Origin of the sequence: uncultured Tenacibaculum sp. (genome assembly GCF_947494125.1) — a bacterium.
In the GTDB taxonomy this organism is placed as follows: domain Bacteria; phylum Bacteroidota; class Bacteroidia; order Flavobacteriales; family Flavobacteriaceae; genus Polaribacter.
This window is the reverse complement of sequence record NZ_CANLTU010000002.1, coordinates 151,891-173,305: the sequence shown is the minus strand read 5'-3', so window position 1 is coordinate 173,305 and position 21,415 is coordinate 151,891. Positions and strand designations below refer to the sequence as shown.

Genomic DNA, 21,415 nt, shown 5'->3' with positions numbered 1-21,415 from the left:
ATGATAAAAAATAAAAAAACATACACAAAATACTTTTTACTACTATTTGTTTTACTTATTGTTTTTTTGTTTTTAAACATTAGCTTAGGTTCTGTATCAATCCCATTTAAAGATATTTTTAACTCACTTACAGGAGGTATTGCTTCTAAAGATAGTTGGCAAACTATAATTCTAAATTTTCGATTACCTAAAGCTGTAACAGCAATTATGGTTGGCTCTGGTTTATCTATTTGTGGGTTACTTATGCAAACATTATTTAGAAACCCTTTAGCCGGACCTTTTGTTTTAGGTATTTCTTCTGGTGCTAGTTTAGGAGTTGCCTTACTTATTTTAGGCTCTGGATTATTTGGTAGTTTTTTTACTACAATAGCTTTTTCTAATTGGGGAGCAGCAATTGCTGCTAGCTTAGGTTCTTTTTTAATTTTAACTGCTGTGATTATTGCTGCTAATAAAGTTAGAAATACAATGTCTATTTTAATAATTGGTTTAATGTTTGGTTCATTAACGTCTGCAGTAATAAGTGTATTATCCTATTTTAGTGAAGCAGAGCAAATTCAACAATATATGTTTTGGAGTTTTGGAAGTTTAGGTAATTTATCTTGGACAGAGCTTATGGTTTTTGGTATTATTTACAGTATTGGAATCCTTGGAACATTTACTATAATAAAGCCTTTAAATAGCTTTTTACTAGGTGAAAACTATGCTAAAAGTTTAGGAATAAACATAAAAAAAAGTAGAACTATAATTCTAGTAATTACAAGTTTATTAACTGGTGTTATAACTGCATTTTCTGGACCTATAGCTTTTATTGGATTAGCTGTACCTCATATTGCTAAAATAGTATTCTCTACTTCCAATCATAAAACACTATTGCCAGCATCAGCCTTTATAGGAGCAATTATATTATTAATTTGTGATAGCATTGCTCAGTTACCAACAAGTGAATTTACATTACCAATTAATGCTATTACTTCCCTATTTGGTGCTCCAGTAGTAATTTGGCTTTTAATAAGAAAAAAGAAAATATACGTTTAAGTTTGACTACCCAAAAAAAACATATCGTTCTTAAAACTGAAAACCTTTCTATAGGTTATCAAACTAAAAAGAAGCAAACTATTATAGCTTCTAATATTAACCTTTCAGTTAATAAAGGAAAGTTTATTGCTTTATTAGGTAAAAATGGTATTGGTAAATCTACTTTACTACGTACGCTATCAAAAGTTCAAAAACCACTTAGTGGAACTATAGAAATAAATCAAAAAAATATTGTTGATTTTTCTTATCAAGAACTAGCAACCTCTTTAAGTTTAGTTTTAACTGAACGTTTACCTCAGAGTCAATTAACTGTTTTTGAATTAATCGCCTTAGGGAGGCAACCTTATACTAATTGGATAGACAAACTTGCCAAAAATGATTTAAAAAAAATTCTTTGGGCTATTGAACAAACAGAAATAAATCATTTAAAAGATAAACTCTTTCATGAATTAAGTGATGGTCAATTACAGCGAGTACTTATAGCTAGAGCTTTAGCTCAAGATACAGAAATCATTATTTTAGATGAACCAACTGCACATTTAGACATTCATCATACTTTTAAAGTGTTTTCTTTATTAAAAAAATTAGTTAAAAACACGGAGAAAACAATTGTTATATCTACCCATGAAGTAAACTTAGCAATTCAATTAGCTGATGAATTTATTTTACTATCTGAACAACAACTTTACAACGGAACATCGCAAGAGTTAATCAATCAAAATGCTTTTGAACAATTGTTTCCTAAAGAACTAATAAGTTTTAACAAAACATTAGAACAATTCGTTATAAAGAAAAGTTAAATTTGACTGAATGTAACATTTTGTTATTTTTGAAAAAACTAATCAACCAAAAATTTTAATTAAATATTAATGAGAAAAATACTTTATATCGCAAGTGCTGTAGCTCTTGTAGCTTGTGGAGCTAGTAAAGATACTACAAGCGTAGATAGTGATCTAAATATAGATTATTCTGAAAAATTTGCACAAACAATTACAGCAAAAGACTTAGGTAAGCATTTATTTATATATGCTTCTGATGAATTTGAAGGTCGTAATACAGGAGAACCTGGGCAAAAGAAAGCTGTAAAATATTTAAAAGATTTTTATAAAAGTCAAAGTATTGTTTCTCCTTTAGGTGGTGATGATTATTTTCAAGAAGTACCTTCTGAATACTTAAGCAACAACCGTCGTGGAATGAAATTAAAAGATTCAGAAAACGTAGTTGCTTTTATTAAAGGAAGTGAAAAGCCTGATGAAATTGTAGTAATTTCTGCACATTTAGATCACGAAGGTATTAAAAATGGGGAGATTTATAATGGAGCTGATGATGACGGTTCTGGTACTGTTGCTATTTTAGAAATTGCTGAGGCTTTTAAAAAAGCAACTGATGCAGGCAAAGGACCAAAACGTTCTATTTTATTTTTACATGTAACAGGTGAAGAAAAAGGATTATTAGGTTCTAAATATTATACTGAAAACCCTATTTTCCCTTTAGCAAATACAGTTACCAATTTAAATATAGACATGGTTGGTAGAGTTGATGAGCGTCACAAAGGAAACCCTAATTATGTCTATTTAATTGGAGCTGATAAATTAAGTAGTGAATTACACAACATATCTGAAGCAATGAATAAAAAATATACAAACATTGATTTAGATTATAAATACAACGATGAAAACGACCCTAATCGTTTTTACTATCGTTCTGACCATTATAACTTTGCAAAACACAACATTCCTATTATATTTTATTTTAATGGGACGCATGCCGATTATCACCAACCAACGGATACCCCTGACAAAATTAATTATGAAATGTTAGAGAACAGAGCTCGTTTAGTTTTCCATACTGCTTGGGAAGTTGCGAACCGTGAGAACCGTATTGTTGTTGACAAAGCTGAAGCAACAAAATAATTAATTTTATTATTTATATAAAAAAGGCTTACCAATTGGTGAGTCTTTTTTATATAAATAACTATTCAACTTTAACAATCCCTTTTAACATTCCTTGGTTTTTCTTTTTGGTATATTTGTTAGCAATCAAAAAACAAAATCATGAAGAAAATCTTCTTAGCAATAGTAACTATTACTACATTATTAACTTCTTGTAAGCAAGAAAAAAAAGAAGTAATAAAAAAAACTATATCTGAAAATATTGAATTTAACCAACTTCTAAAAGATTATAATGAAGGGAAGTTAATGTTAAACCCCATTAATGCAACCTTTGCTGGAGACAATCGTTTTAACGATCAATTTCCAAATACATTATCAAATGAGTATCAAGTAAAAAACAATGCATTTTACAATACTTATAAAACTAAACTTAACAATTTTAACGATGCTGATTTAACTAAAAGTCAGCAAATGAGTAAAGCTGTTCTAGCTTGGGATTGCGATATGGCACTAGCTCAAAATAGTTTTAAAAATGATTTATTAATGCCAATTAACCAAATGTGGACAGTTAATTTAACTATGGGAACATTAGGTAGTGGTAGTGGAGCACAACCTTTTAAAACAGTTAAAGATTACCAAAATTGGCTAAGTAGATTAAATCAATATAATACTTGGTTAAATTCTGCTGAAGAAAGAATGAAACAAGGAATTAAAGAAGGGTATGTATTACCAGCTTCTTTAATAAAAAAAGTAATTCCTCAGTTTAAGATATTAGCAAATACTTCATTTGAAAATCATCTATTCAATACTCCTTTTAAAAATTTACCTAAGGATTTTGAACCTGTAGATGTTAAAATTATTTCAGCACAAGCTTATAATATTTTAGAAAGCAAGTTGATCCCATCATTTAAGTCAATATATAATTTCTTAAAAACAGATTATTTAGAAGCTGGAAGAGAAAGTAGCGGTATATCTGCTATTCCTAATGGAAAAGCTTATTATGATCATTCAATTAAAAACTACACAACTACCAATATGACTGCTGATGAAATTCATGAGTTAGGATTAAAAGAAGTTGCCCGTATTTTAACTGAAATGGAGAAAGTTAAAGAACAAGTTGGTTTTAAAGGTACTTTAAAAGAATTTTTCAATTTTGTTCGTGAAAATAAAGAGTTAATGCCATATACAACTCCAAAGCAAATTATTGATAATTTTAATGCTATTCATGAAAAAATGAAACCTCAATTAGAGAAATTATTTGGTAACAAACCAAAAACTCCATTTGTGGTAAAGCAAACAGAAAAATTTAGAGAAGCTTCAGCTAGTGCTGAATACAATCCAGGTTCTTTAGATGGTACACGTCCAGGTGTTTTTTATACACCAATTCCTGATGCAACTAAATATAATGTGTTTTCAGATGAAGCTTTATTTTTACATGAAGCAATCCCTGGGCATCATTATCAAATTTCATTAACTCAAGAAAATAAAGATTTACCGGATTTTAGAAAAACATTATGGTATAGTGCTTATGGTGAAGGTTGGGCTTTATATACTGAAAACTTAGGTAAAGAATTAGGTTTATATACAGATCCATATCAATATTTTGGAATGTTAGGAATGGAAATGCATCGTGCTATTCGTTTAGTTGTTGATACAGGAATGCACGCTAAAGGATGGTCTCGTGAAAAAGCTATTCAATATTCTTTAGATAATGAAGCAGAAGGTGAAGCTAGCATTATCTCTGAAATTGAACGTTATATGGCTAATCCAGGACAAGCTTTATCTTATAAAATTGGTCAATTAAAAATTAGAGAGTTACGTGCTAAAGCTAAAAAAGAATTAGGTGATAAATTTGATATTAGAGAATTCCACAATCAAGTTTTAGAAACTGGTTGTATTCCTTTAGCTTTATTAGAAGATAAAATTGATAATTGGATTGCTTCTGAAAAGTAAAACAAGTACTTAAAAATATTCTTCACAAAATCCAGAGTTTAAAAATTCTGGATTTTGTATTTTTAGAATTCTAATTTTATATAAAATGAAAAAGCTATTCGTATCACTTTTTATTACAACTTTTACTTTTGCACAAACCAACACAGAAATTCATTTATTTGATATAAAATCTGAGAATGGTAAATGGGTCGTGTTCAATGGTAAAAACATTTCTAATAACGATGGGTATGACAGTCAGCCTAATTTTTATGATGAGAATACTATTTTATTTGCTTCTAACAAAAATGGACAAACTGACATCTTAAAATACACGATTGATTCTGATCAAAAGAACTTTATAAACAATACCCCTAACGGAAGTGAATATTCTCCACAGCGTATTCCAAATTCTAAAAATGTTTCAGCAGTAAGGTTAGATAAAAATGGTTTACAACGTTTTTATCAATACGATTTTAAATCTGGAAAACACGAAGAGCTTATAAAAGATTTAGTAGTCGCTTACCCTGTGTGGTATAATGAAAATACAATCATTTCTTCAGTTATTGTAAATGATAGTCTTCAGCTTTTTATTAGTGACTTAAAAAAGAAAACAAACACTCCTATAGTAAAACAGACTGGTCGTTCATTTCATAAAATCCCTAACAGTAAGCTTGTTAGTTTTATGAAAAAGAACGGTGAGATTTGGGAAGTTTGGTCATTAGATCCGATAACTCAGATAACCAAAAAAATTTTCAATACAGGTGCTAATCAAGACATGTGTTGGTTACCCAACGGAACAATGTTAGTTTCTTATAAAAACATGATTTTAAAACTTGATCCAAAAACAGATAAAAAGTGGTCAATTTTTCACACATTTAAAGATGAAAACATAAATAATATTTCAAGAATAATAATCAATAAAAATGGCACAAAATTAGCCTTAGTTACTGAAGTTTCTCCAAGAGTCTTAGCCCAAGAACAATTAGATGGTTATAATAAAAGAGATATTGAGGCCTTTTTAAAACCTTATGCTAAAAACGTAAAAGTATATACATACCCTAATAAATTAAACTATGAAGGTATAGATGAAATGAGAAAACGGTATGCTCCAGTGTTTGTAAAAACAAAAGACTTACACTGTAAAATTCTTAACAGAATTGTAAAAGGCAACGTTGTTATTGACGAAGAACTGGTAACTGCAAATGGCAATAAATTTAAGGCAGTTGCTATATATGAAATTACTAATGGTAAAATTAGTACCGTTAAGTTTGTTAGATAATTATAAATTTAAATTTTTTGTAAAATGATTTTTAAGATAATGAATCTGTACAAAAATCATTATCGTAAAAAAGAAACTTGCATATAGCATTGTATTTGACACAGTAATTCCATCAAATAAATTTGAAATTTGAATTTTAGAAAAATACCCATCTAAATTTAATTTAGGCATTTTAACCCAAGTTAAAGATGTACCTCTTGATACATATAAAATACTTGTTACTAAGATTCCAATAAGAATAAACCATCCTTTTTTAGATATTAAAGGAGTTGCTTTATATATTTCACTTTTCTCTTCTTTTAATAATACATCCATTAAATTAGCTGTAAAATCTACCGAAGGAGTTTCTTCGCTAATTTCTTTTATATACTTTTTTGCAAAAGCATCTAATACTTCTATGTGTTTATTTTCTCCCATAATGATTAATTAATTCGGGTTCTACTTTTTTTTCTACAATAGTTAACAATCTTTTTCTGGCTCTATGCAATTTTACTTTAACATTAGCTTCAGAAAATTCTGTTAACTCAATAATCTCTTTTAAACTTAACTCCTCAAAATAAAACATCCATAAGATAGCACGCTCATCTTCTGGCAAACTCAACATACAAGTATTAATAACTTCTGCTCGTTCTTTTCTTTCTATTCCATCTAAAATACCTTCAGTAGATTTTATTTTATTTATTGTTATTTCGTCTATAGTATCTGTATTATATTTTTCTTTATTCTTTTTTAAGCTATCTAAACAAGTCCTATATCCTATTTTGTACAACCAAGTAGAAAACTTTGAATCTCCTTTAAACTTATTTAAGTTCTTAAATGCTTTGATAAAAGTATCTTGAGAAATTTCTTCAGCCTCTTCTCTACTCTTTACCATTTTTAAAGCCAAAGTAAATACCATAGTCTTATACTTTTCTACCAAAATAGAAAACGCATTAGTATCTCCTTTTAATACTTTATCAATATATGTTTGGTCGTTTTTAGTAGTCATTTTATTCTTTGACTGTTTATTCTTTTAAAAGGTTACAATAAATTCAAAAAAAGTTTTTTATTTTTTTTGTAACCTTTTTTTAAACATATATGTCATACTTGCAAACACATTAAAAATAATCATTTAAAATTAAAAATATGGAAGTAGCAATTGTATTTATGTTCTTATTCGCAGTAATATTCGGAGTTTTTTATTTATTTTATTCAACTCGAAACAAAGAACGTTTGGCCTTAATTGAAAAAGGAGTAGATGCAAAAATATTTATGCAAGGAGAAAGAAAAAAATCAACTTTAACTGGTAGAATTATAATCTTAAACTTAGCATTGTTAGCAATGGGAATTGGAGTTGGTGTCTTATTAGGAGCCATATTAAGTTCTATATTTGGCTATAGTGGTGATTGGGCAAATAGACCAAGTAACGCTATAGATTCTGAAGTTTTCTTTACTTCTGCAATTTTTCTTTGTGCTGGTGCTGCTTTATTTATTGGTTTTAATCTTACCAAAAAAATAGACAATGAATAATATTTACTATTAATAGTAAATAATACTAAAAACCACTTCTAATAGAAGTGGTTTTTTTGTTTTTAAAAAGTCAGTATCTTTAAACGAAATAAAAATTACATATGAGTAACGATTACAAAAACAAAAGCTTTAAACAATTATTAGACAAATTACAACAAGAGAGTTGGCAATTAGAACTTATTATTTCTGGTTTTGCCATTTTTGGTTTGTTTACTGCTTTTCCTCAAGTAAAAGTAGCTTTAGAGGTAGCCCAAAATGACAAACATATATATGCTTTTGTAATACTTCTTGTTGCATTAGTAGCTTGTTATATTCTTATTTTTAATTTATTAGTTCATGTAATATTACGTGGTTTATGGATTGGTGCTTTAGGCTTACGGTACATATCTGGAGATATTGAATTTGAAGAATTAAATTACCATAACCGTTTTACAAAATATTTAAAGAAGAAAATTATTTCTTTTGACAGATATGTAGCTTCTTTAGAAAATTATTGTAGTGTATTATTTGCTACTTCTTTTTTATTAATTTTTTACGTTGTTTCTATTACCATAATTATTGTTTCTTTTATTTTAATAGCTACCTATATTCTTTCTAATGATAATTTACCAGAAGGTTTCAGAACTTTTTTGGGAGTACTATTAATGATTTTTCTAAGCATAGGATCAATATTTATGTTTATTGATTTTATTACACAGGGGTATTTAAAAAAGAAAAAATGGTTATCAAAAATTTACTTTCCTTTTTATTGGGTGTTTAGCTTTTTAACACTTTCATTTTTATACAGGCCTTTAGTTTATAATTTTTTAGACAATAAATTTACCCGAAGATTAAGCTTTTTTTTAATACCTATATATATATTAATATCTGTATTTAATTCAGTTAAATATCAAAAATCGAATTATATAGATAGCACAAAATTTAATTCTAACTTATACATTGATAATAGAGAATATGAGGATTTAAGAGTTAAAGAAAGTGATTTTGTTAGCAATGCTACTATCCAATCAAAAGTAATAACACAACCCTATGTCAAATTTTTTAAAGTTTTTAATGAAAATATAGAAGATCGAATTTATAACTACGCTCCTACCTTAAAGCCTAAACAAGACAATAGAGGTTTTAAAACTGGAATTAAATTTTCTAACGGGCAATCTATTTCTCGTAAAAAAAGAGATAGCTTAGCTATTAAATATGTTGAAACTTTAAATAAAATGTATAGAATCAGAATTGATACTACTGAATATAAAACTGATTTTTTAATCAGCAGGAATAAACAGAAACAAATTGGTTTTGAAACTTATATCTCTACAAAAAAGCTTACTGAAGGAAAACATATTTTAAGATTAAGACGAAAAAAAATAAGAAAAAAAGATACCATACAAGTTACAGATATTACAATTCCATTTTGGTTTTTCAATAAATAATCTAAATATTGATGCCTTTAAAACTATTATAAATTAGAGCATAAAAAAACTCATTTTAAATTTAAAATGAGTTTTTTTAGTTTTAAATAAAGTTTATTTTTTTGCGGTTACCACTCCTTTTTTCTTTTTAAAAAACTCTACACTATCGTAATTAGGAGGTACAACTTCTCTACCATTTTCGTTTATAAAACCATACTTTTTATTATCAATACATACTTTAGCCCATCCTTTTCTGTATTTTCCAAACTCTCCAATTTTTGTATATTTCGGTATTACTATCAAATCTCCTTTATTATCAATAAAACCATATTTGTCTTTAATTTTTACTAAAGCCCAATTCTTTTTGTATTTATCAAAACCTTGTATTTCGTCAAATTTAGTATCTACAATTTTATCTCCATTTCCATCAATAAAACCATAAAATGAGTTTTCTTTTACCAATGCCCAATCTTTATGATCTGTTCCAAAATCACTTATAAAATCATAAACTACTTCTACAACTTCTTTACCAGATTTATCTATAAAACCTACTTTTCCTTCAAGTTCTACTTTTGCCCAATTCTTTTTTATCTCATCAAAATTTTCAATTTTTTGATATTTTGGTGAAACAATCTCCATTCCTTTATCGTTTACAATACCATAAAGTTCTCTATTCTTAACTATAAAAAATTCTTGTGAAGTTGCGTATAAACTTGTTAAAACGACAAACGCTAGTGTTAATTTAAATTTCATTACTCTATTTTAAGGGATTAAAAAGCGAAAGTAACAAAAAAAAAAACCACAAAACCTAAAAATCAATAACTTAACATTTCAACTAAAATTTAACATTTACTTCAAAAATGTTAAAGAAAATAGGTTACCGTTTTAGTCTTTTTATTGTTTCGTATTTTAGATGTCTAAATTCACCTTAAAATGAAAAATTTAATTACGCTTATACTTTGCCTACTCTTAACATCAAACTTTTATGCTCAAACGGATCAGAATATTTACGATATAATAGATGCTATTTCTTCAAAAAGAATAAAAACAGATATAGCTAAGCTTGCAAATTTTGGAACTCGTCATACATTAAGTGATACAATTTCTAATACTAGAGGAATTGGCGCGGCTCGTCGTTGGATTAAATCAGAGTTTGAAGATATCTCAAAAAATTGTAGTAACTGTTTGAATGTTTTTTATCAGAAAGATTTAGTAAAAAAAGGAGCTAACAGAAGAATTACCAAAGATGTTTGGGTAATTAATGTCGTAGCAATTCAAAAAGGTATAAAAAACCCTAATAATTATATTATTATGAGCGGTGATATTGATTCACGAATATCTGACCCAAATAACTTTACTGATGATGCTCCTGGCGCAAATGACAATGCTTCGGGTATAGCAGGAACACTTGAAGCTGCACGTGCTTTAAGTAAATATAAATTTGATAATAGTATAATTTACATTGGATTATCAGGTGAAGAACAAGGTTTATTTGGAGGAAAAGGCTTTGCTAACTATGCAAAAAATAATAATTTAAATATTGTAGGTATTATAAATAATGATATGATTGGTAATATAAAAGGAGTTGATGGAGTTATTGACAACAGAACTTTTAGAATTTTTTCTGAGCCTACTCCTCCTACCGAAACCGAACGCCAACGTAAGTCAAGACGCTTTTATGGTGGAGAAGTCGATGGAATTTCTCGTCAATTAGCTAGATATATATATAAAACTACCAAAACTTATATGCCAGAGATGAATCCTAAAATGATATATCGTTTAGATAGGTTTGGTCGTGGAGGGCATCATCGCCCCTTTAATGATGCTGGTTTTGCTGGTGTAAGAATAATGGAAGCGCATGAAAATTACACGCAACAACATCAAGATATTAGAACTGAAAACAACATTGAATATGGTGATAAATTAAAATTTGTAAATTTTGATTATACTAAAAAATTAACTGCTGTAAATGCTATTAATTTAGCTAGTATTGCTTCTGCTCCAGCAGCTCCAAAGAATGTTGGTATAGGTGGAATTGTTGAAGCTTCTGCTAGATTAAAATGGGATAAAGTTAAAGGTGCAAAAGGATATAAAATTTATTGGCGTGATACAACATCTCCAACTTGGGATCATAGCAGATATGTTGGTGATTTAAATGAATTTACTTTAGAAGGAATTGTTATAGATAATTATTTTTTTGGTGTTGCTGCTGTAGGCAAAAATGGACATGAAAGTTTAGTCTCTTTTCCTTCAAAAATTATTAGAAAATAATGGCTACTAAAATACTACATCACTATTTTAAAACAACTACTGAGTGGCGTGATTGGTTATTAAAAAATCATGATACAAATGCTGGTATTTATTTAATATTATATAAAATTGATACAGGTATACAAAGCATGCGTTGGGAAGAAGCTGTAAAAGTTGCTTTGTGTTTTGGTTGGATAGATTCTACAGTTAAAAGTTTAGGAGATGGAAAACGACAACAGTACTTTTGTCCTAGAAAAGATAAAAGTATCTGGAGTGCTTTGAATAAAAAATATATCAAAGAACTAACTGAGCAAAAATTAATGCATCCATCAGGAGAAAAGAAAATTGAAACAGCTAAAAAAAACGGTTCTTGGACTGCTTTGGACGATGTTGAAAACTTAATTATACCAAACGACTTGCAAATTCGGTTTAATCAAAATTTAATTGCTCATACTAACTATCAAAATTTTGCTAAATCCTATAAAAAAGGATACTTGTACTGGCTATATCAAGCTAAAAGAGAAGCTACTAGATTAAAAAGGATTGAAATAATAATTCAATTGTGCCAAGCAAATAAAAAGGAGAAGTAATTTTTTAAGAATTTTCCTTCCTTTTTTATCAAAAAATTAACATCAAAAAAAATAACAAATATTAAATTACGGGTTCAAAAATCATAACTTAAATAATTTAAACATGCTTAATAAAAAATTAAGGTTAGTATGTTCGCTTTTCTTAGCTATTGCTATTTTGGGAGTTAACGATATAAATGCCCAAAAAAGAAGAAAAAAGAAAGGAAAAGACAAAACCGAAATCCCTTCAAAAAAGAAAAAAAAGAAGAAAAAGAAAACAATTGCTGAGTTAACAAAAAGTAGTAAAAAAATAGATGGTTTATTCCCTATTTACCAAGATACTGTTACTGGTGATATTAAATTACTTCTAAAAAAAGATCAACTTAATAAAGATTTCATTTACTTTTCTCAAATCGCTGATGGTGTTACAGAAGCAAGAGCTTTTAGAGGTGCTTACCGTGGATCAAGCATTTTCAATATTAAAAAATACTTTAATAAAATTGAATTTGTAGCTCCTAATACTTCTTTTTATTTTGATAAAAATAACGCATTATCAAAATCTGCTGCTGCAAACATAAGTAATGCAGTAGTAGCAAGTACTAAAATTTTAGCTTCAGATGATAAAAAAGGTGAGTATCTAATTGATGCGAATGCTCTTTTCTTATCAGAAGCTCTTACAAGAGTTAAAATGCCTCGTTTCCCTAAAAGCTCACCATTTGCTTTTAAATTAGGAAGATTTGATAAAAAGAAATCAAAAATAAATAGCATTAAAAACTATCCAGAAAACACAAATATTAAAACAGAATATACTTATAATAATCCATCTGTTTTAAATGGAGGTTCAAATGCTGTAACTGATGGTAGATATGTTTCTATAAAAGTATTCCATACTTTTATGAGCATGCCTAAAGACGATTATAAGGTAAGAATGGACGATCCTAGAGTTGGTTATTTCTTAACAAATACCAATGACATGACTTCCACTCAAGCTGTTAACTACAGAGATTTCATTCACCGTTGGAAATTAATTAAAAAAAATCCAGAATTAGCAGTTTCAGAACCTGTTGAACCAATTACTTGGTGGATAGAAAATTCTACTCCAGTTGAATTTATTGAAACAATTAAAGAAGGAGTATTAGCTTGGAATGAAGCTTTTGAAAAAGCAGGTTTTAAAAATGCTATGGCTGTTAAAGTACAACCAGAGGATGCAGATTGGGATGCTGGTGATGTACGTTATAATGTATTACGTTGGACTTCTTCTCCTAACCCTCCTTTTGGTGGTTACGGACCTAGTTTTGTTAATCCTAGAACTGGAGAAATATTAGGTGCAGATGTTATGTTAGAATATGTTCATTTCACAAATAGAGTTCAGTATGATAAAATATTTGGAGAAGTATCAAAAGCCTCTACAGAAGAAGAAGCATATAATATTTTATCTAAAAAAGATAATCACATGTTTTGTTCTGCTGGTCATTTAATGCACGAAAACACCATGTTTGGTAAAACAGTTTTAGCTGCAACAGGTGCTTCTGATTTAGAAATGGAAGGTATGAAGAAAGAAGCGATGAAATCTTTAATAATGCACGAAGTTGGTCATACGTTAGGGTTAAATCATAACATGAAAGCAAGTCAATTGTTTTCTCCTGCACAATTAGCCGATGCTAATTTTATAAAAGGTAAATGTTTAACGGGTTCTGTAATGGATTACGCTGCTATTAATTTAACTTTAGATAGAACAAAGCAAGGTCAATATTACGATACTGCGGTTGGACCTTACGACATTTGGGCTATTCAATATGGATATACTCCATTTAAAAATAATTCAGAAATGAATACATTATTAGCTAAATCTACAAAACCAGAATTAATTTTTGGAAACGATGCTGATGATATGCGTTCTGCTGGAAAAGCTATTGACCCAAGAGTTATGACTGGTGATTTATCTAATGACCAGATTACATATTCTATTGATAGAATTAAGTTGGCTAATAAAATGATGCTAAACATTAAAAATCGTTTTTCTAAAAAAGGAGAAACATATCAAGAATTAAGAAATGCATATTATATTTTAAATGGTCAAGCTGCAAGAGCTGGAGATGTAATATCTCGTTTCATTGGGGGTGTTTATGTAGATAGAGCTATGGCTGGACAAGAAGGAGGTACTCAACCTTATACTCCTGTAAGTTTAATAGATCAAAAAAGAGCAATGAGTGCTTTAAAAACCTACGTTTTTGCTCCAAATGCATTTAAAGCTCCTTCTGATTTATATAACTATTTAGCAAGACAAAGACGTGGTTATAATTTCTTTGGTGGTCCAGAAGATCCAAAAATACATGCACAAGTTTTAAATTATCAAAAGAGAGTATTAAACCATATTTTACATAGAAATACTTTACAAAGAATTTCTGATTCTGAATTATATGGTAATAAATACAAATTATCATCTTTTATGACAGATTTAAACAATGCTATTTTTAAAGCAGATTTATACACTAATGTAAACTCATTCCGTCAAAATCTTCAAACTGAATATACTAAAATGTTATTGAAGATGGTAGTTGGTAAAAGTAGTAGTAGATATACTAATGCTTCAAAAGCAATGGCTTTATATAACTTAAAAAAGATTAAGACTTGGTCTGGAAACGGTTTAGGAAATATTGCTACTAAAGCACATAAAAATCAATTAAAATTACTAATTAACAACTCATTAAAAGAAGTTAAATAGAAAATTTTAATAAATTCTATAGTAAAACCATAATGTGAAAACATTATGGTTTTCTTATTTTTACTCTATGGCTAAAATTCTTATAACTGGAGGAACTGGACTTATTGGTAGTTATTTACAAACTATTTTAAAAGAAAATAATTATACAATAAATGTTCTTAGTAGGAATCCTCAAAATAAAAATGAATTTTATTGGAATATTTCTGAAAACTACATTGATGAAAAAGCTTTTAATGGTATAACTCATATTATACACTTAGCTGGTGCTGGAATTGCTGACAAGAGATGGACTAATAAAAGAAAAAAAGAATTAATTGATAGTAGAGTTCAATCTGCAAATTTGTTATTTAAAAAAGTAAAAGAATACCAAATACCGCTGAAAGGTTTTATTTCTGCTTCTGGTATAGGCTATTATGGTGCAGTAACTTCTGATAAAATATTCACTGAAGAAGATAACCCTGATAATGATTTTATTTCTACTATTTGTGTTAAATGGGAGAAAGCTGCTAACCAATTTCTAAATTTAAATATCCCTGTAACTATTTTACGTACCGGTGTAGTACTTACTAAGGAAAGAGGTGCTTTAAATAAAATGAATACTCCTATATTTTTATCTGCTTTAGGAAATGGAAATCAATATTTACCATGGATCCATGTTACAGACTTATGTTACTTGTATATCGAAGCTATAAAAAATATTGAGTTCTATGGTATTTTCAATGCTGTAGCTCCTGAACATCAAACAAATGAAGCTTTTACTAAAGTCTTAGGAAAAGCTTTAAAAAAACCAATACTTCCTATGAATGCTCCTTCATTTATTTTGAAAACTGCTTTAGGAGAAATGGCTTATATATTATTAAATGGTAGCAGAATTTCTTTTCAAAAAACAATTGAATTTTATAATTTTAAATTTCCTAATCTAAAATCAGCTTTAAATAATATTTATAATAATGATTAATAAGCTTAAAAATCCTGTTTGGCATTCATTAAATGAAACACATAAAAAGTTTGCTCTAAACTTTGAAGGTGTACAGTTTTACGATCCTAAAATTTGTCCTTTTGGAGCTTTTATAGATACGAATAAAACTGCCAATGCTTTAAATGAATATGCAAAACTCTCTGATAGTTTTTTTTTAGTATCTGAAGATAAAACACCACTATTTGACAATCGATTTATTTCTTTGGATAAAAAAATTGAAGGTTGTCAAATGGTATTAGACAACTTAGTTGACATTGATTTTACTGAAAATATAATTCCTTTATCTGAGGAACATATTAATGATATTTATAAACTTATTTGGTTAGTAATGCCTGGGTATTACCAAAAAAGAACTTTTGATATGGGGAAGTATTTTGGCATATTTAAAGATAATCAGTTAGTCTCTATTACTGGCCAACGAATGCAAACTAATGATTTTATAGAAATAAGTGCAGTTGTTACACATCCTGATTATACTCGTAGAGGTTTTGCTAAACAGTTAACTGCTCACGTAACAAAAGACATTTTAAATGATAATAAACATCCGATTTTACATACAACAAAAGGCAATTCTGCAATACCTCTCTATGAAAAGTTAGGATATCAACTTACTAGAGATATGAATTGGTGGTATTATCACAAAAAGTAAAAGTCCAGACAATGTCTGGACTTTTTTACAATTATTTAGATAATTCGGGCACAGAAGTATAAATAAAATCTCCATGAACAGGAGTAAAATATTTCATTACTTTCTTATTGAAGTCTTTTCTTTTTATTTCATCTGGCATATAAGCTTTAAAAATTTCGTTATTTTTTTCACCTATTTTATCAAGATCCGTCATATTATCAACAGCAAAAACCCTTGTAAACTCTGTTTTATCACTTCCCCAAGCATGTCCGTGTTGAAAATATCCTTTAATAAGATCATTCTTGTTTATTACATTATCAATATATTCATTCGTTAGACTTTCAAATTCTTCTTTCGATCCATCTTCTGGAAATGCAAAATGTCCTTTAATTGCTAACCAAACTAGTTCTTTTTTAGCATCTTCAGGTTTTAATAATTTAGCATTACCTATTGGTGCATAAATTTCATCTGAATGTTCTACTGAATAATATGCATCCTTATTTTTAAAATATGCTTTTCGTTTAGCTTCATCCTTCCAAGCCTCTTTAATTAATTCCTGACTACGTTCATTTGCTTTTTCTATATCAGCCCAAGATCCATAAGAATTTACAAATACAATTTCTGAATTATCAGGAGTATATCTATGTAAATAAATAGAAGATCCTTGTATAAATTCATTTTTCTTAACTACTTTATCTAAAAATTCTTTCTCTATGGCTATCCATTTCTCTTTATCAAAATTTTCATAGTCCATGTTCCAATGCCCAGTTGTTACTGTTATATACTTTGGTCTTTTATTTTCATCTTGTGAAAAAATAGTTAATGGTAATGCCATTAATAGTAGAAGTACTATTAATAATTTAGTTTTTACTGTCTTCATAATAGTTGATATTAATTAATAAAAAATGAAATTTGAGTATCAGCTATTTATAAAGTACATTTAACTAACCTCAAGAAGAGAAGTATAAAGAGGCATTACAAAGTTAGTAAAACATAACCACCTAAACATAAGGGTTTTAACTAATTTTAAACCATAAAAAAACTCAGAATAAATTCTGAGTTTTTATTTATTAAAAAGGAAGTACTTATTAGATTTTCATCATAGTTACCTCTGCTTTGTTTTTAATTACTTTTCCCATCATATCCATTTCAATATTCATTATAGATTTAGATGGTATACCTGTATTTTTATTTATTTCAGTAACTCCTGTTATTTTTGCTGATGGCATTACTGACATTTTTCCTGATACTTTAGTTATTACTTTACTTTTAGTGATCTCTGTAACAGTATAAGTTAATTCCATATCTACTCCTCCATTACTTTGTGTATTTGTCCAAGTTGAGCCTACTCCTACTTTTTCTTTTGGATATACTACTGTTTTGTTTGATTGATTTGATAATTTATCAACACCTGGAACATTTGGTTCAATTTTTAAAAGTTTAGATTCTCCTAATTTATTTACACTCGAATAAATTATTGCATCAAGCATAGGTTGCATTTGAGTTTTAAACTTTTTTCCTTCTTCATTTAATTCATCATCTTTCATATTTGAATTATAATTTACTTTTTCTTCTGCTCCTTGTAAAACTTTTGTAGCCATATAAGTAAATTTTGTCTCGGTCAAATAATTTCCATCTTTAATATCTGTTATTTTTAGGCTCATATCCATAGCCATATCCATTAAAGCTACTCCCATATCTTGATTCATTTTCATAGACATTTTATAAATATCTCCTTTCTTATAATTAAGACGTAACAATACTTTTTCTTGAGACATAGCTACTGCTGTTATTCCTAATAACAGTACAATTAAAATTTTCTTCATTTTTATTTTTTAGTTTAAGTTACGAATATACATAAAACAAAAAAGCTCAGAAAATTCTGAGCTTTTGTATTTAATACTATTTATTAATAGTATATTTTTAAAAATCTTGGTTTACATCCCAAGATTCTAAAATATCTTTTAATGTTTTAATAAACATACCTCCTAAAGCTCCATTTACAACTCTATGATCATACGAATGAGATACAATCATTCTATGGCGAATTCCTATAAAATCTCCTTCTGGTGTTTCTATAACCGCTGGTTTTTTAACTATAGCACCTAATGCTAAAATAGCTACCTGTGGTTGATTTATAATTGGTGTTCCAGTAATACTTCCAAAGCTACCTACGTTTGTTACTGTGTAAGTTCCTCCTTGTATATCATCTGGTTTTAACTTATTTGCTCTAGCACGTCCTGCTAAACCATTTACTTGTTTAGTCATACCAACTAAACTTAACTGATCTGCATTTTTAATTACTGGTACTATTAAATTACCATCTGGTAATGCTGCTGCCATTCCTAAATTAACATTTCCCCTTTTTATGATTTTATCTCCATCTAGAGAAATATTAATCATTGGGTGTTTTTTTATTGTCTGTGCAACTGCCTGCATAAAGATTGGAGTAAATGTTAGCTTCTCTCCTTCTCTCTTTTGATATGCATTTTTTACTTTATTTCTCCAATTAACAATATTTGTTACATCTATTTCAATAAATGACTGTACATGTGCAGATGTTTGTATTGAATCTACCATATGCTTAGAAATTAATTTCCCCATACGGCTCATTTCTATAATCTCGTCTTCTCCACTTAGCGTAACTGGAGCTGTTTGAACTTTTGCTTTTGGCTTTTCTTCTTTAGTTCTTACAACTGCTGTTTGTGGTTGATTTCCTCTATCTTTTATGTAAGATAAAATATCTGTTTTAGTAACTCTTCCTTCTTTTCCTGTTCCTTTTAGAGTTTCTAATTCTTCTAAAGAAATTCCTTCAGTTTGAGCTATACTTTTTACTAATGGAGAGTAAAAACGCTCACTAGATGATGTATCTATAGAACTTGAGATTGTTTCTTTTACTCCTTCAATTGTTTTTTCTACTTCAACAACTGCTGCTTTTACCTCTGATTTTTTAGTAGTTACATCAGAAGATATTGTTTCTCCTCCTTCTGTTTCTATAATAGCAATTGTTTGCCCAACCTGAACTACTGTATCTTTATCAAATAATATTTCTATTAAAGTCCCATCCACTTCACTAGGCACCTCACTATCTACTTTATCTGTAGCTACTTCAACTACGGTATCATCTATATCAATCGTTTCTCCAACTTCTTTAACCCAAGAAGTAATAGTTGCTTCTGCAACACTCTCGCCCATTTTAGGCAACTTCAATTCGTATCTAGCCATAGTGTATGTTTTTAATGTTTGCGAAGTTACTAAAAACCTATGATTTTTTTATCTTTTTTTATGTAAAAAAAATCTAACACATGCTTATTATTTGAATTATTCGCAAAAAGACATCGTTTAAATATTTTTTTTTGAATTAAAACAAGTTAAATCAATTTTATATTGCGTTTTCAATAATCTAACTGATTTTCAATACTTAGGAGTCTTTTAGTTTATATACATCTAAAAAATCAACATCAATATTTTTTATTTTAAATAGATATGTTTCTTTATCCTTTAAACCCAATTTTTTGGTTTTGCTAATACCTTTAAAAGTTTGTCTTCTCTACTTCCTTTTTCTGGTTGGTGATTATATTTCCATTGGACTGTTGGTGGTAAACTCATTAAAATACTTTCAATACGTCCATTTGTTTTTAAACCAAATAATGTACCTCTATCGTGAACTAAATTAAACTCTACATAACGCCCTCTTCTTACTTCTTGCCAATCTTTATGCTCTTGATTGTATTCAAAATCTTTTCTTTTTTCTACAATTGGCACATAAGAGTTTAAGAAACTATCTCCTACCTCAGTAACAAAATCATATCTATCTTGCATTGAAAACTTATCTGTTTTCTTTAAATAATCAAAAAACAACCCTCCAATACCTCTAGCTTCGTTTCTATGTGCATTCCAAAAATAATTATCGCAAGTTTCCTTGAATTTTGGATAAAACTCTGCATCATGTTTATCACAAGCTTCTTTACATACAGAATGAAAATGTGTTGCATCTTCATCAAATAAATAATATGGTGTTAAATCTTGGCCTCCACCGAACCATTGTGTAACAATATCTCCTTTTTCATCATACATTTCAAAATAACGCCAGTTTGCATGTACTGTTGGCACAAATGGATTCTTTGGATGTATTACTAAACTTAAACCACAAGCAAAAAAATCTCCACTTTCTACTCCAAATTGTTTTCTTAAAGCTTCTGGAAGTTCTCCAAAAACTTTAGAAATATTCACTCCTCCTTTTTCAAAAATATTCCCATTCTCAATAACGCGGGTTCTACCCCCTCCTCCTTCTTGTCTTTCCCATAGATCTTCTTGGAATTTAACTCCACCGTCTATCGCTTCTAACTTTGAAGTAATTGTGTCTTGTAATTCCTGAATATATGTGTAAAATTGGTCTTTCATTTGTAAAATTCTTGATAAACAAAAATACTTATTCTAACAATTCTTTCGGTTGAATTTTCTTAATAGTTTCTGTAGTTGCTGCTGTTACCGATAATGGTAAAACTAATAATACACCAATAACTGGTATTAATAAAAATAACATAAAAACAATTCCGTTTCCAATAGCCAATCCTTTATTTTTCTTTACAAAAAGAACACTTTCTTTATATTTAAAATGACGTTCTAATGTATAATCCATATTACCAAAACCAGCGTAATAAGCTTGAACTAAAAACAATAAGATTGTAGAAAGAACTCCTATAATTGGTATAAACCCAAATAATATTATTAGAATTGTTAATAATATTTCTCTTATTAAATTTCTAACATTAATTCGTACTCCTCTTACTAATTGTTCTTGAAAACTAGTATTTCTATATTGATGACTTTCTCCTTTTATATGATTTTCAATTTTCTCAGAAACTGGGCTCATAAATGGTGCTGATAATGCCATCACAATATGCTTATATAAAACTAAGCCTATAACTATTATTAAAAGACCACTTAAAAAGGTACTGAGTATTTCAAATGTTTCTTTTCCAAATTCCCATTTCCAAAAATCAGCAAAATAATGCCCAATATTATCAGACAGACTATAAGCTAAGCTTGCTACAGTTAAAGCTGTTAGTAAACTAATTATTATAGGAATGGTAAAATACCTCCATAACTTTAGCTTGGAAATTAATTGAAAAGCACCAAAATATGCTTTAATTCCTTTGATTATGTTTTGAATCATTTTTTTGCAAAAAAAACCGAAACTAATCAGTT

20 protein-coding genes are annotated in these 21,415 nt (G+C 28.5%); 12 read left to right on the top strand and 8 right to left on the bottom strand.

The window, feature by feature from the left end:
* The 5 genes from Q0881_RS04200 to Q0881_RS04180 all read left to right on the top strand — a co-directional run bounded on the left by Q0881_RS04200 (window position 1) and on the right by Q0881_RS04180 (window position 6,138).
* Complete coding sequence (locus Q0881_RS04200) at window positions 1-1,035, top strand: iron ABC transporter permease (RefSeq protein WP_299157215.1); 1,035 nt, start codon at window positions 1-3, stop codon at window positions 1,033-1,035.
* Between the two features lie 2 nt (window positions 1,036-1,037).
* Window positions 1,038-1,835: an ABC transporter ATP-binding protein gene (locus Q0881_RS04195; RefSeq protein WP_299157214.1), complete on the top strand. Its 798-nt coding sequence runs from the start codon at window positions 1,038-1,040 to the stop codon at window positions 1,833-1,835.
* A 69-nt stretch (window positions 1,836-1,904) separates the two neighbouring features.
* On the top strand, window positions 1,905-2,948 hold the full coding sequence (locus Q0881_RS04190; RefSeq protein WP_299157213.1) for a M28 family metallopeptidase: 1,044 nt from the start codon (window positions 1,905-1,907) through the stop codon (window positions 2,946-2,948).
* Between the two features lie 141 nt (window positions 2,949-3,089).
* A complete protein-coding gene (locus Q0881_RS04185; RefSeq protein ID WP_299157212.1) occupies window positions 3,090-4,880 on the top strand; it encodes a DUF885 family protein in 1,791 nt (596 codons plus the stop codon).
* An 85-nt stretch (window positions 4,881-4,965) separates the two neighbouring features.
* Window positions 4,966-6,138, top strand: a complete 1,173-nt coding sequence (locus Q0881_RS04180) for a nuclear transport factor 2 family protein (protein WP_299157211.1) — start codon at window positions 4,966-4,968, stop codon at window positions 6,136-6,138.
* On the opposite strand, the gene Q0881_RS04175 is transcribed toward Q0881_RS04180, so the two are convergent.
* Both Q0881_RS04175 and Q0881_RS04170 read right to left on the bottom strand, forming a co-directional pair.
* Entirely contained in the window at window positions 6,139-6,555 is a 417-nt protein-coding gene (locus Q0881_RS04175; protein ID WP_299157210.1) for a hypothetical protein, read from the bottom strand.
* Window positions 6,542-7,126, bottom strand: coding sequence for a sigma-70 family RNA polymerase sigma factor (locus tag Q0881_RS04170; protein ID WP_299157209.1), 585 nt, complete (start codon window positions 7,124-7,126; stop codon window positions 6,542-6,544). Before Q0881_RS04170 ends, Q0881_RS04175 begins: the two co-directional genes overlap by 14 nt.
* Before the next feature lie 137 nt (window positions 7,127-7,263).
* On the opposite strand from Q0881_RS04170, the gene Q0881_RS04165 reads away from it, so the two are divergent.
* Together Q0881_RS04165 and Q0881_RS04160 are read left to right on the top strand one after the other, a co-directional pair.
* A complete protein-coding gene (locus tag Q0881_RS04165; RefSeq protein WP_299157208.1) occupies window positions 7,264-7,647 on the top strand; it encodes a DUF6249 domain-containing protein in 384 nt (127 codons plus the stop codon).
* Window positions 7,648-7,748: 101 nt separating this feature from the next.
* Complete coding sequence (locus tag Q0881_RS04160; protein ID WP_299157207.1) at window positions 7,749-9,074, top strand: hypothetical protein; 1,326 nt, start codon at window positions 7,749-7,751, stop codon at window positions 9,072-9,074.
* A gap of 93 nt (window positions 9,075-9,167) precedes the next feature.
* Here the strand turns inward: Q0881_RS04160 and Q0881_RS04155 are convergent, their stop codons facing one another.
* Window positions 9,168-9,806, bottom strand: coding sequence for a WG repeat-containing protein (locus Q0881_RS04155; protein WP_299157206.1), 639 nt, complete (start codon window positions 9,804-9,806; stop codon window positions 9,168-9,170).
* Between the two features lie 180 nt (window positions 9,807-9,986).
* Between Q0881_RS04155 and Q0881_RS04150 the strand changes: the two genes are divergently transcribed.
* The 5 genes from Q0881_RS04150 (at window position 9,987) to Q0881_RS04130 (ending at window position 16,225) form a co-directional block, all read left to right on the top strand.
* On the top strand, window positions 9,987-11,324 hold the full coding sequence (locus Q0881_RS04150) for a M28 family metallopeptidase (RefSeq protein WP_299157205.1): 1,338 nt from the start codon (window positions 9,987-9,989) through the stop codon (window positions 11,322-11,324).
* On the top strand, window positions 11,324-11,893 hold the full coding sequence (locus Q0881_RS04145) for a YdeI/OmpD-associated family protein (RefSeq protein WP_299157204.1): 570 nt from the start codon (window positions 11,324-11,326) through the stop codon (window positions 11,891-11,893). Before Q0881_RS04150 ends, Q0881_RS04145 begins: the two co-directional genes overlap by 1 nt.
* Window positions 11,894-11,996: 103 nt before the next feature.
* A complete protein-coding gene (locus Q0881_RS04140) occupies window positions 11,997-14,597 on the top strand; it encodes a zinc-dependent metalloprotease (RefSeq protein WP_299157203.1) in 2,601 nt (866 codons plus the stop codon).
* A gap of 67 nt (window positions 14,598-14,664) precedes the next feature.
* Window positions 14,665-15,555 (top strand): TIGR01777 family oxidoreductase, encoded by an 891-nt coding sequence (locus Q0881_RS04135; RefSeq protein WP_299157202.1) that lies wholly within the window; start codon window positions 14,665-14,667, stop codon window positions 15,553-15,555.
* A complete protein-coding gene (locus tag Q0881_RS04130; RefSeq protein WP_299157201.1) occupies window positions 15,548-16,225 on the top strand; it encodes a GNAT family N-acetyltransferase in 678 nt (225 codons plus the stop codon). Before Q0881_RS04135 ends, Q0881_RS04130 begins: the two co-directional genes overlap by 8 nt.
* Before the next feature lie 31 nt (window positions 16,226-16,256).
* On the opposite strand, the gene Q0881_RS04125 is transcribed toward Q0881_RS04130, so the two are convergent.
* From Q0881_RS04125 to Q0881_RS04105, 5 genes are all read right to left on the bottom strand, one after another.
* On the bottom strand, window positions 16,257-17,084 hold the full coding sequence (locus Q0881_RS04125) for a hypothetical protein (protein ID WP_299157200.1): 828 nt from the start codon (window positions 17,082-17,084) through the stop codon (window positions 16,257-16,259).
* 208 nt (window positions 17,085-17,292) lie between these two features.
* Window positions 17,293-18,030 carry a hypothetical protein gene (locus Q0881_RS04120; RefSeq protein ID WP_299157199.1) on the bottom strand — a complete coding sequence of 246 codons (738 nt, stop codon included), beginning with the start codon at window positions 18,028-18,030 and terminating at the stop codon, window positions 17,293-17,295.
* Between the two features lie 97 nt (window positions 18,031-18,127).
* Window positions 18,128-19,429 (bottom strand): dihydrolipoamide acetyltransferase family protein, encoded by a 1,302-nt coding sequence (locus tag Q0881_RS04115; protein WP_299157198.1) that lies wholly within the window; start codon window positions 19,427-19,429, stop codon window positions 18,128-18,130.
* Between the two features lie 276 nt (window positions 19,430-19,705).
* A complete protein-coding gene (gene hemF, locus Q0881_RS04110) occupies window positions 19,706-20,608 on the bottom strand; it encodes an oxygen-dependent coproporphyrinogen oxidase (RefSeq protein WP_299157197.1) in 903 nt (300 codons plus the stop codon).
* A gap of 28 nt (window positions 20,609-20,636) precedes the next feature.
* The gene (locus tag Q0881_RS04105) at window positions 20,637-21,383 is read right to left on the bottom strand and encodes an EI24 domain-containing protein (protein ID WP_299157196.1); all 747 of its coding nucleotides are present in this window, start codon (window positions 21,381-21,383) and stop codon (window positions 20,637-20,639) included.
* Window positions 21,384-21,415: the final 32 nt, after the last annotated feature.

Excerpts from the sequence above, each read along its gene's own strand:
- Q0881_RS04200 (WP_299157215.1), top strand. The coding sequence starts at position 1 with ATGATAAAAAATAAAAAAACATACACAAAATACTTTTTACTACTATTT.
- Q0881_RS04190 (WP_299157213.1), top strand. The coding sequence starts at position 1,905 with ATGAGAAAAATACTTTATATCGCAAGTGCTGTAGCTCTTGTAGCTTGT.
- Q0881_RS04185 (WP_299157212.1), top strand. The coding sequence starts at position 3,090 with ATGAAGAAAATCTTCTTAGCAATAGTAACTATTACTACATTATTAACT.
- Q0881_RS04180 (WP_299157211.1), top strand. The coding sequence starts at position 4,966 with ATGAAAAAGCTATTCGTATCACTTTTTATTACAACTTTTACTTTTGCA.
- Q0881_RS04175 (WP_299157210.1), bottom strand. The coding sequence starts at position 6,555 with ATGGGAGAAAATAAACACATAGAAGTATTAGATGCTTTTGCAAAAAAG.
- Q0881_RS04170 (WP_299157209.1), bottom strand. The coding sequence starts at position 7,126 with ATGACTACTAAAAACGACCAAACATATATTGATAAAGTATTAAAAGGA.
- Q0881_RS04165 (WP_299157208.1), top strand. The coding sequence starts at position 7,264 with ATGGAAGTAGCAATTGTATTTATGTTCTTATTCGCAGTAATATTCGGA.
- Q0881_RS04160 (WP_299157207.1), top strand. The coding sequence starts at position 7,749 with ATGAGTAACGATTACAAAAACAAAAGCTTTAAACAATTATTAGACAAA.
- Q0881_RS04155 (WP_299157206.1), bottom strand. The coding sequence starts at position 9,806 with ATGAAATTTAAATTAACACTAGCGTTTGTCGTTTTAACAAGTTTATAC.
- Q0881_RS04150 (WP_299157205.1), top strand. The coding sequence starts at position 9,987 with ATGAAAAATTTAATTACGCTTATACTTTGCCTACTCTTAACATCAAAC.
- Q0881_RS04145 (WP_299157204.1), top strand. The coding sequence starts at position 11,324 with ATGGCTACTAAAATACTACATCACTATTTTAAAACAACTACTGAGTGG.
- Q0881_RS04140 (WP_299157203.1), top strand. The coding sequence starts at position 11,997 with ATGCTTAATAAAAAATTAAGGTTAGTATGTTCGCTTTTCTTAGCTATT.
- Q0881_RS04135 (WP_299157202.1), top strand. The coding sequence starts at position 14,665 with ATGGCTAAAATTCTTATAACTGGAGGAACTGGACTTATTGGTAGTTAT.
- Q0881_RS04130 (WP_299157201.1), top strand. The coding sequence starts at position 15,548 with ATGATTAATAAGCTTAAAAATCCTGTTTGGCATTCATTAAATGAAACA.
- Q0881_RS04125 (WP_299157200.1), bottom strand. The coding sequence starts at position 17,084 with ATGAAGACAGTAAAAACTAAATTATTAATAGTACTTCTACTATTAATG.
- Q0881_RS04120 (WP_299157199.1), bottom strand. The coding sequence starts at position 18,030 with ATGAAGAAAATTTTAATTGTACTGTTATTAGGAATAACAGCAGTAGCT.
- Q0881_RS04115 (WP_299157198.1), bottom strand. The coding sequence starts at position 19,429 with ATGGCTAGATACGAATTGAAGTTGCCTAAAATGGGCGAGAGTGTTGCA.
- hemF (WP_299157197.1), bottom strand. The coding sequence starts at position 20,608 with ATGAAAGACCAATTTTACACATATATTCAGGAATTACAAGACACAATT.
- Q0881_RS04105 (WP_299157196.1), bottom strand. The coding sequence starts at position 21,383 with ATGATTCAAAACATAATCAAAGGAATTAAAGCATATTTTGGTGCTTTT.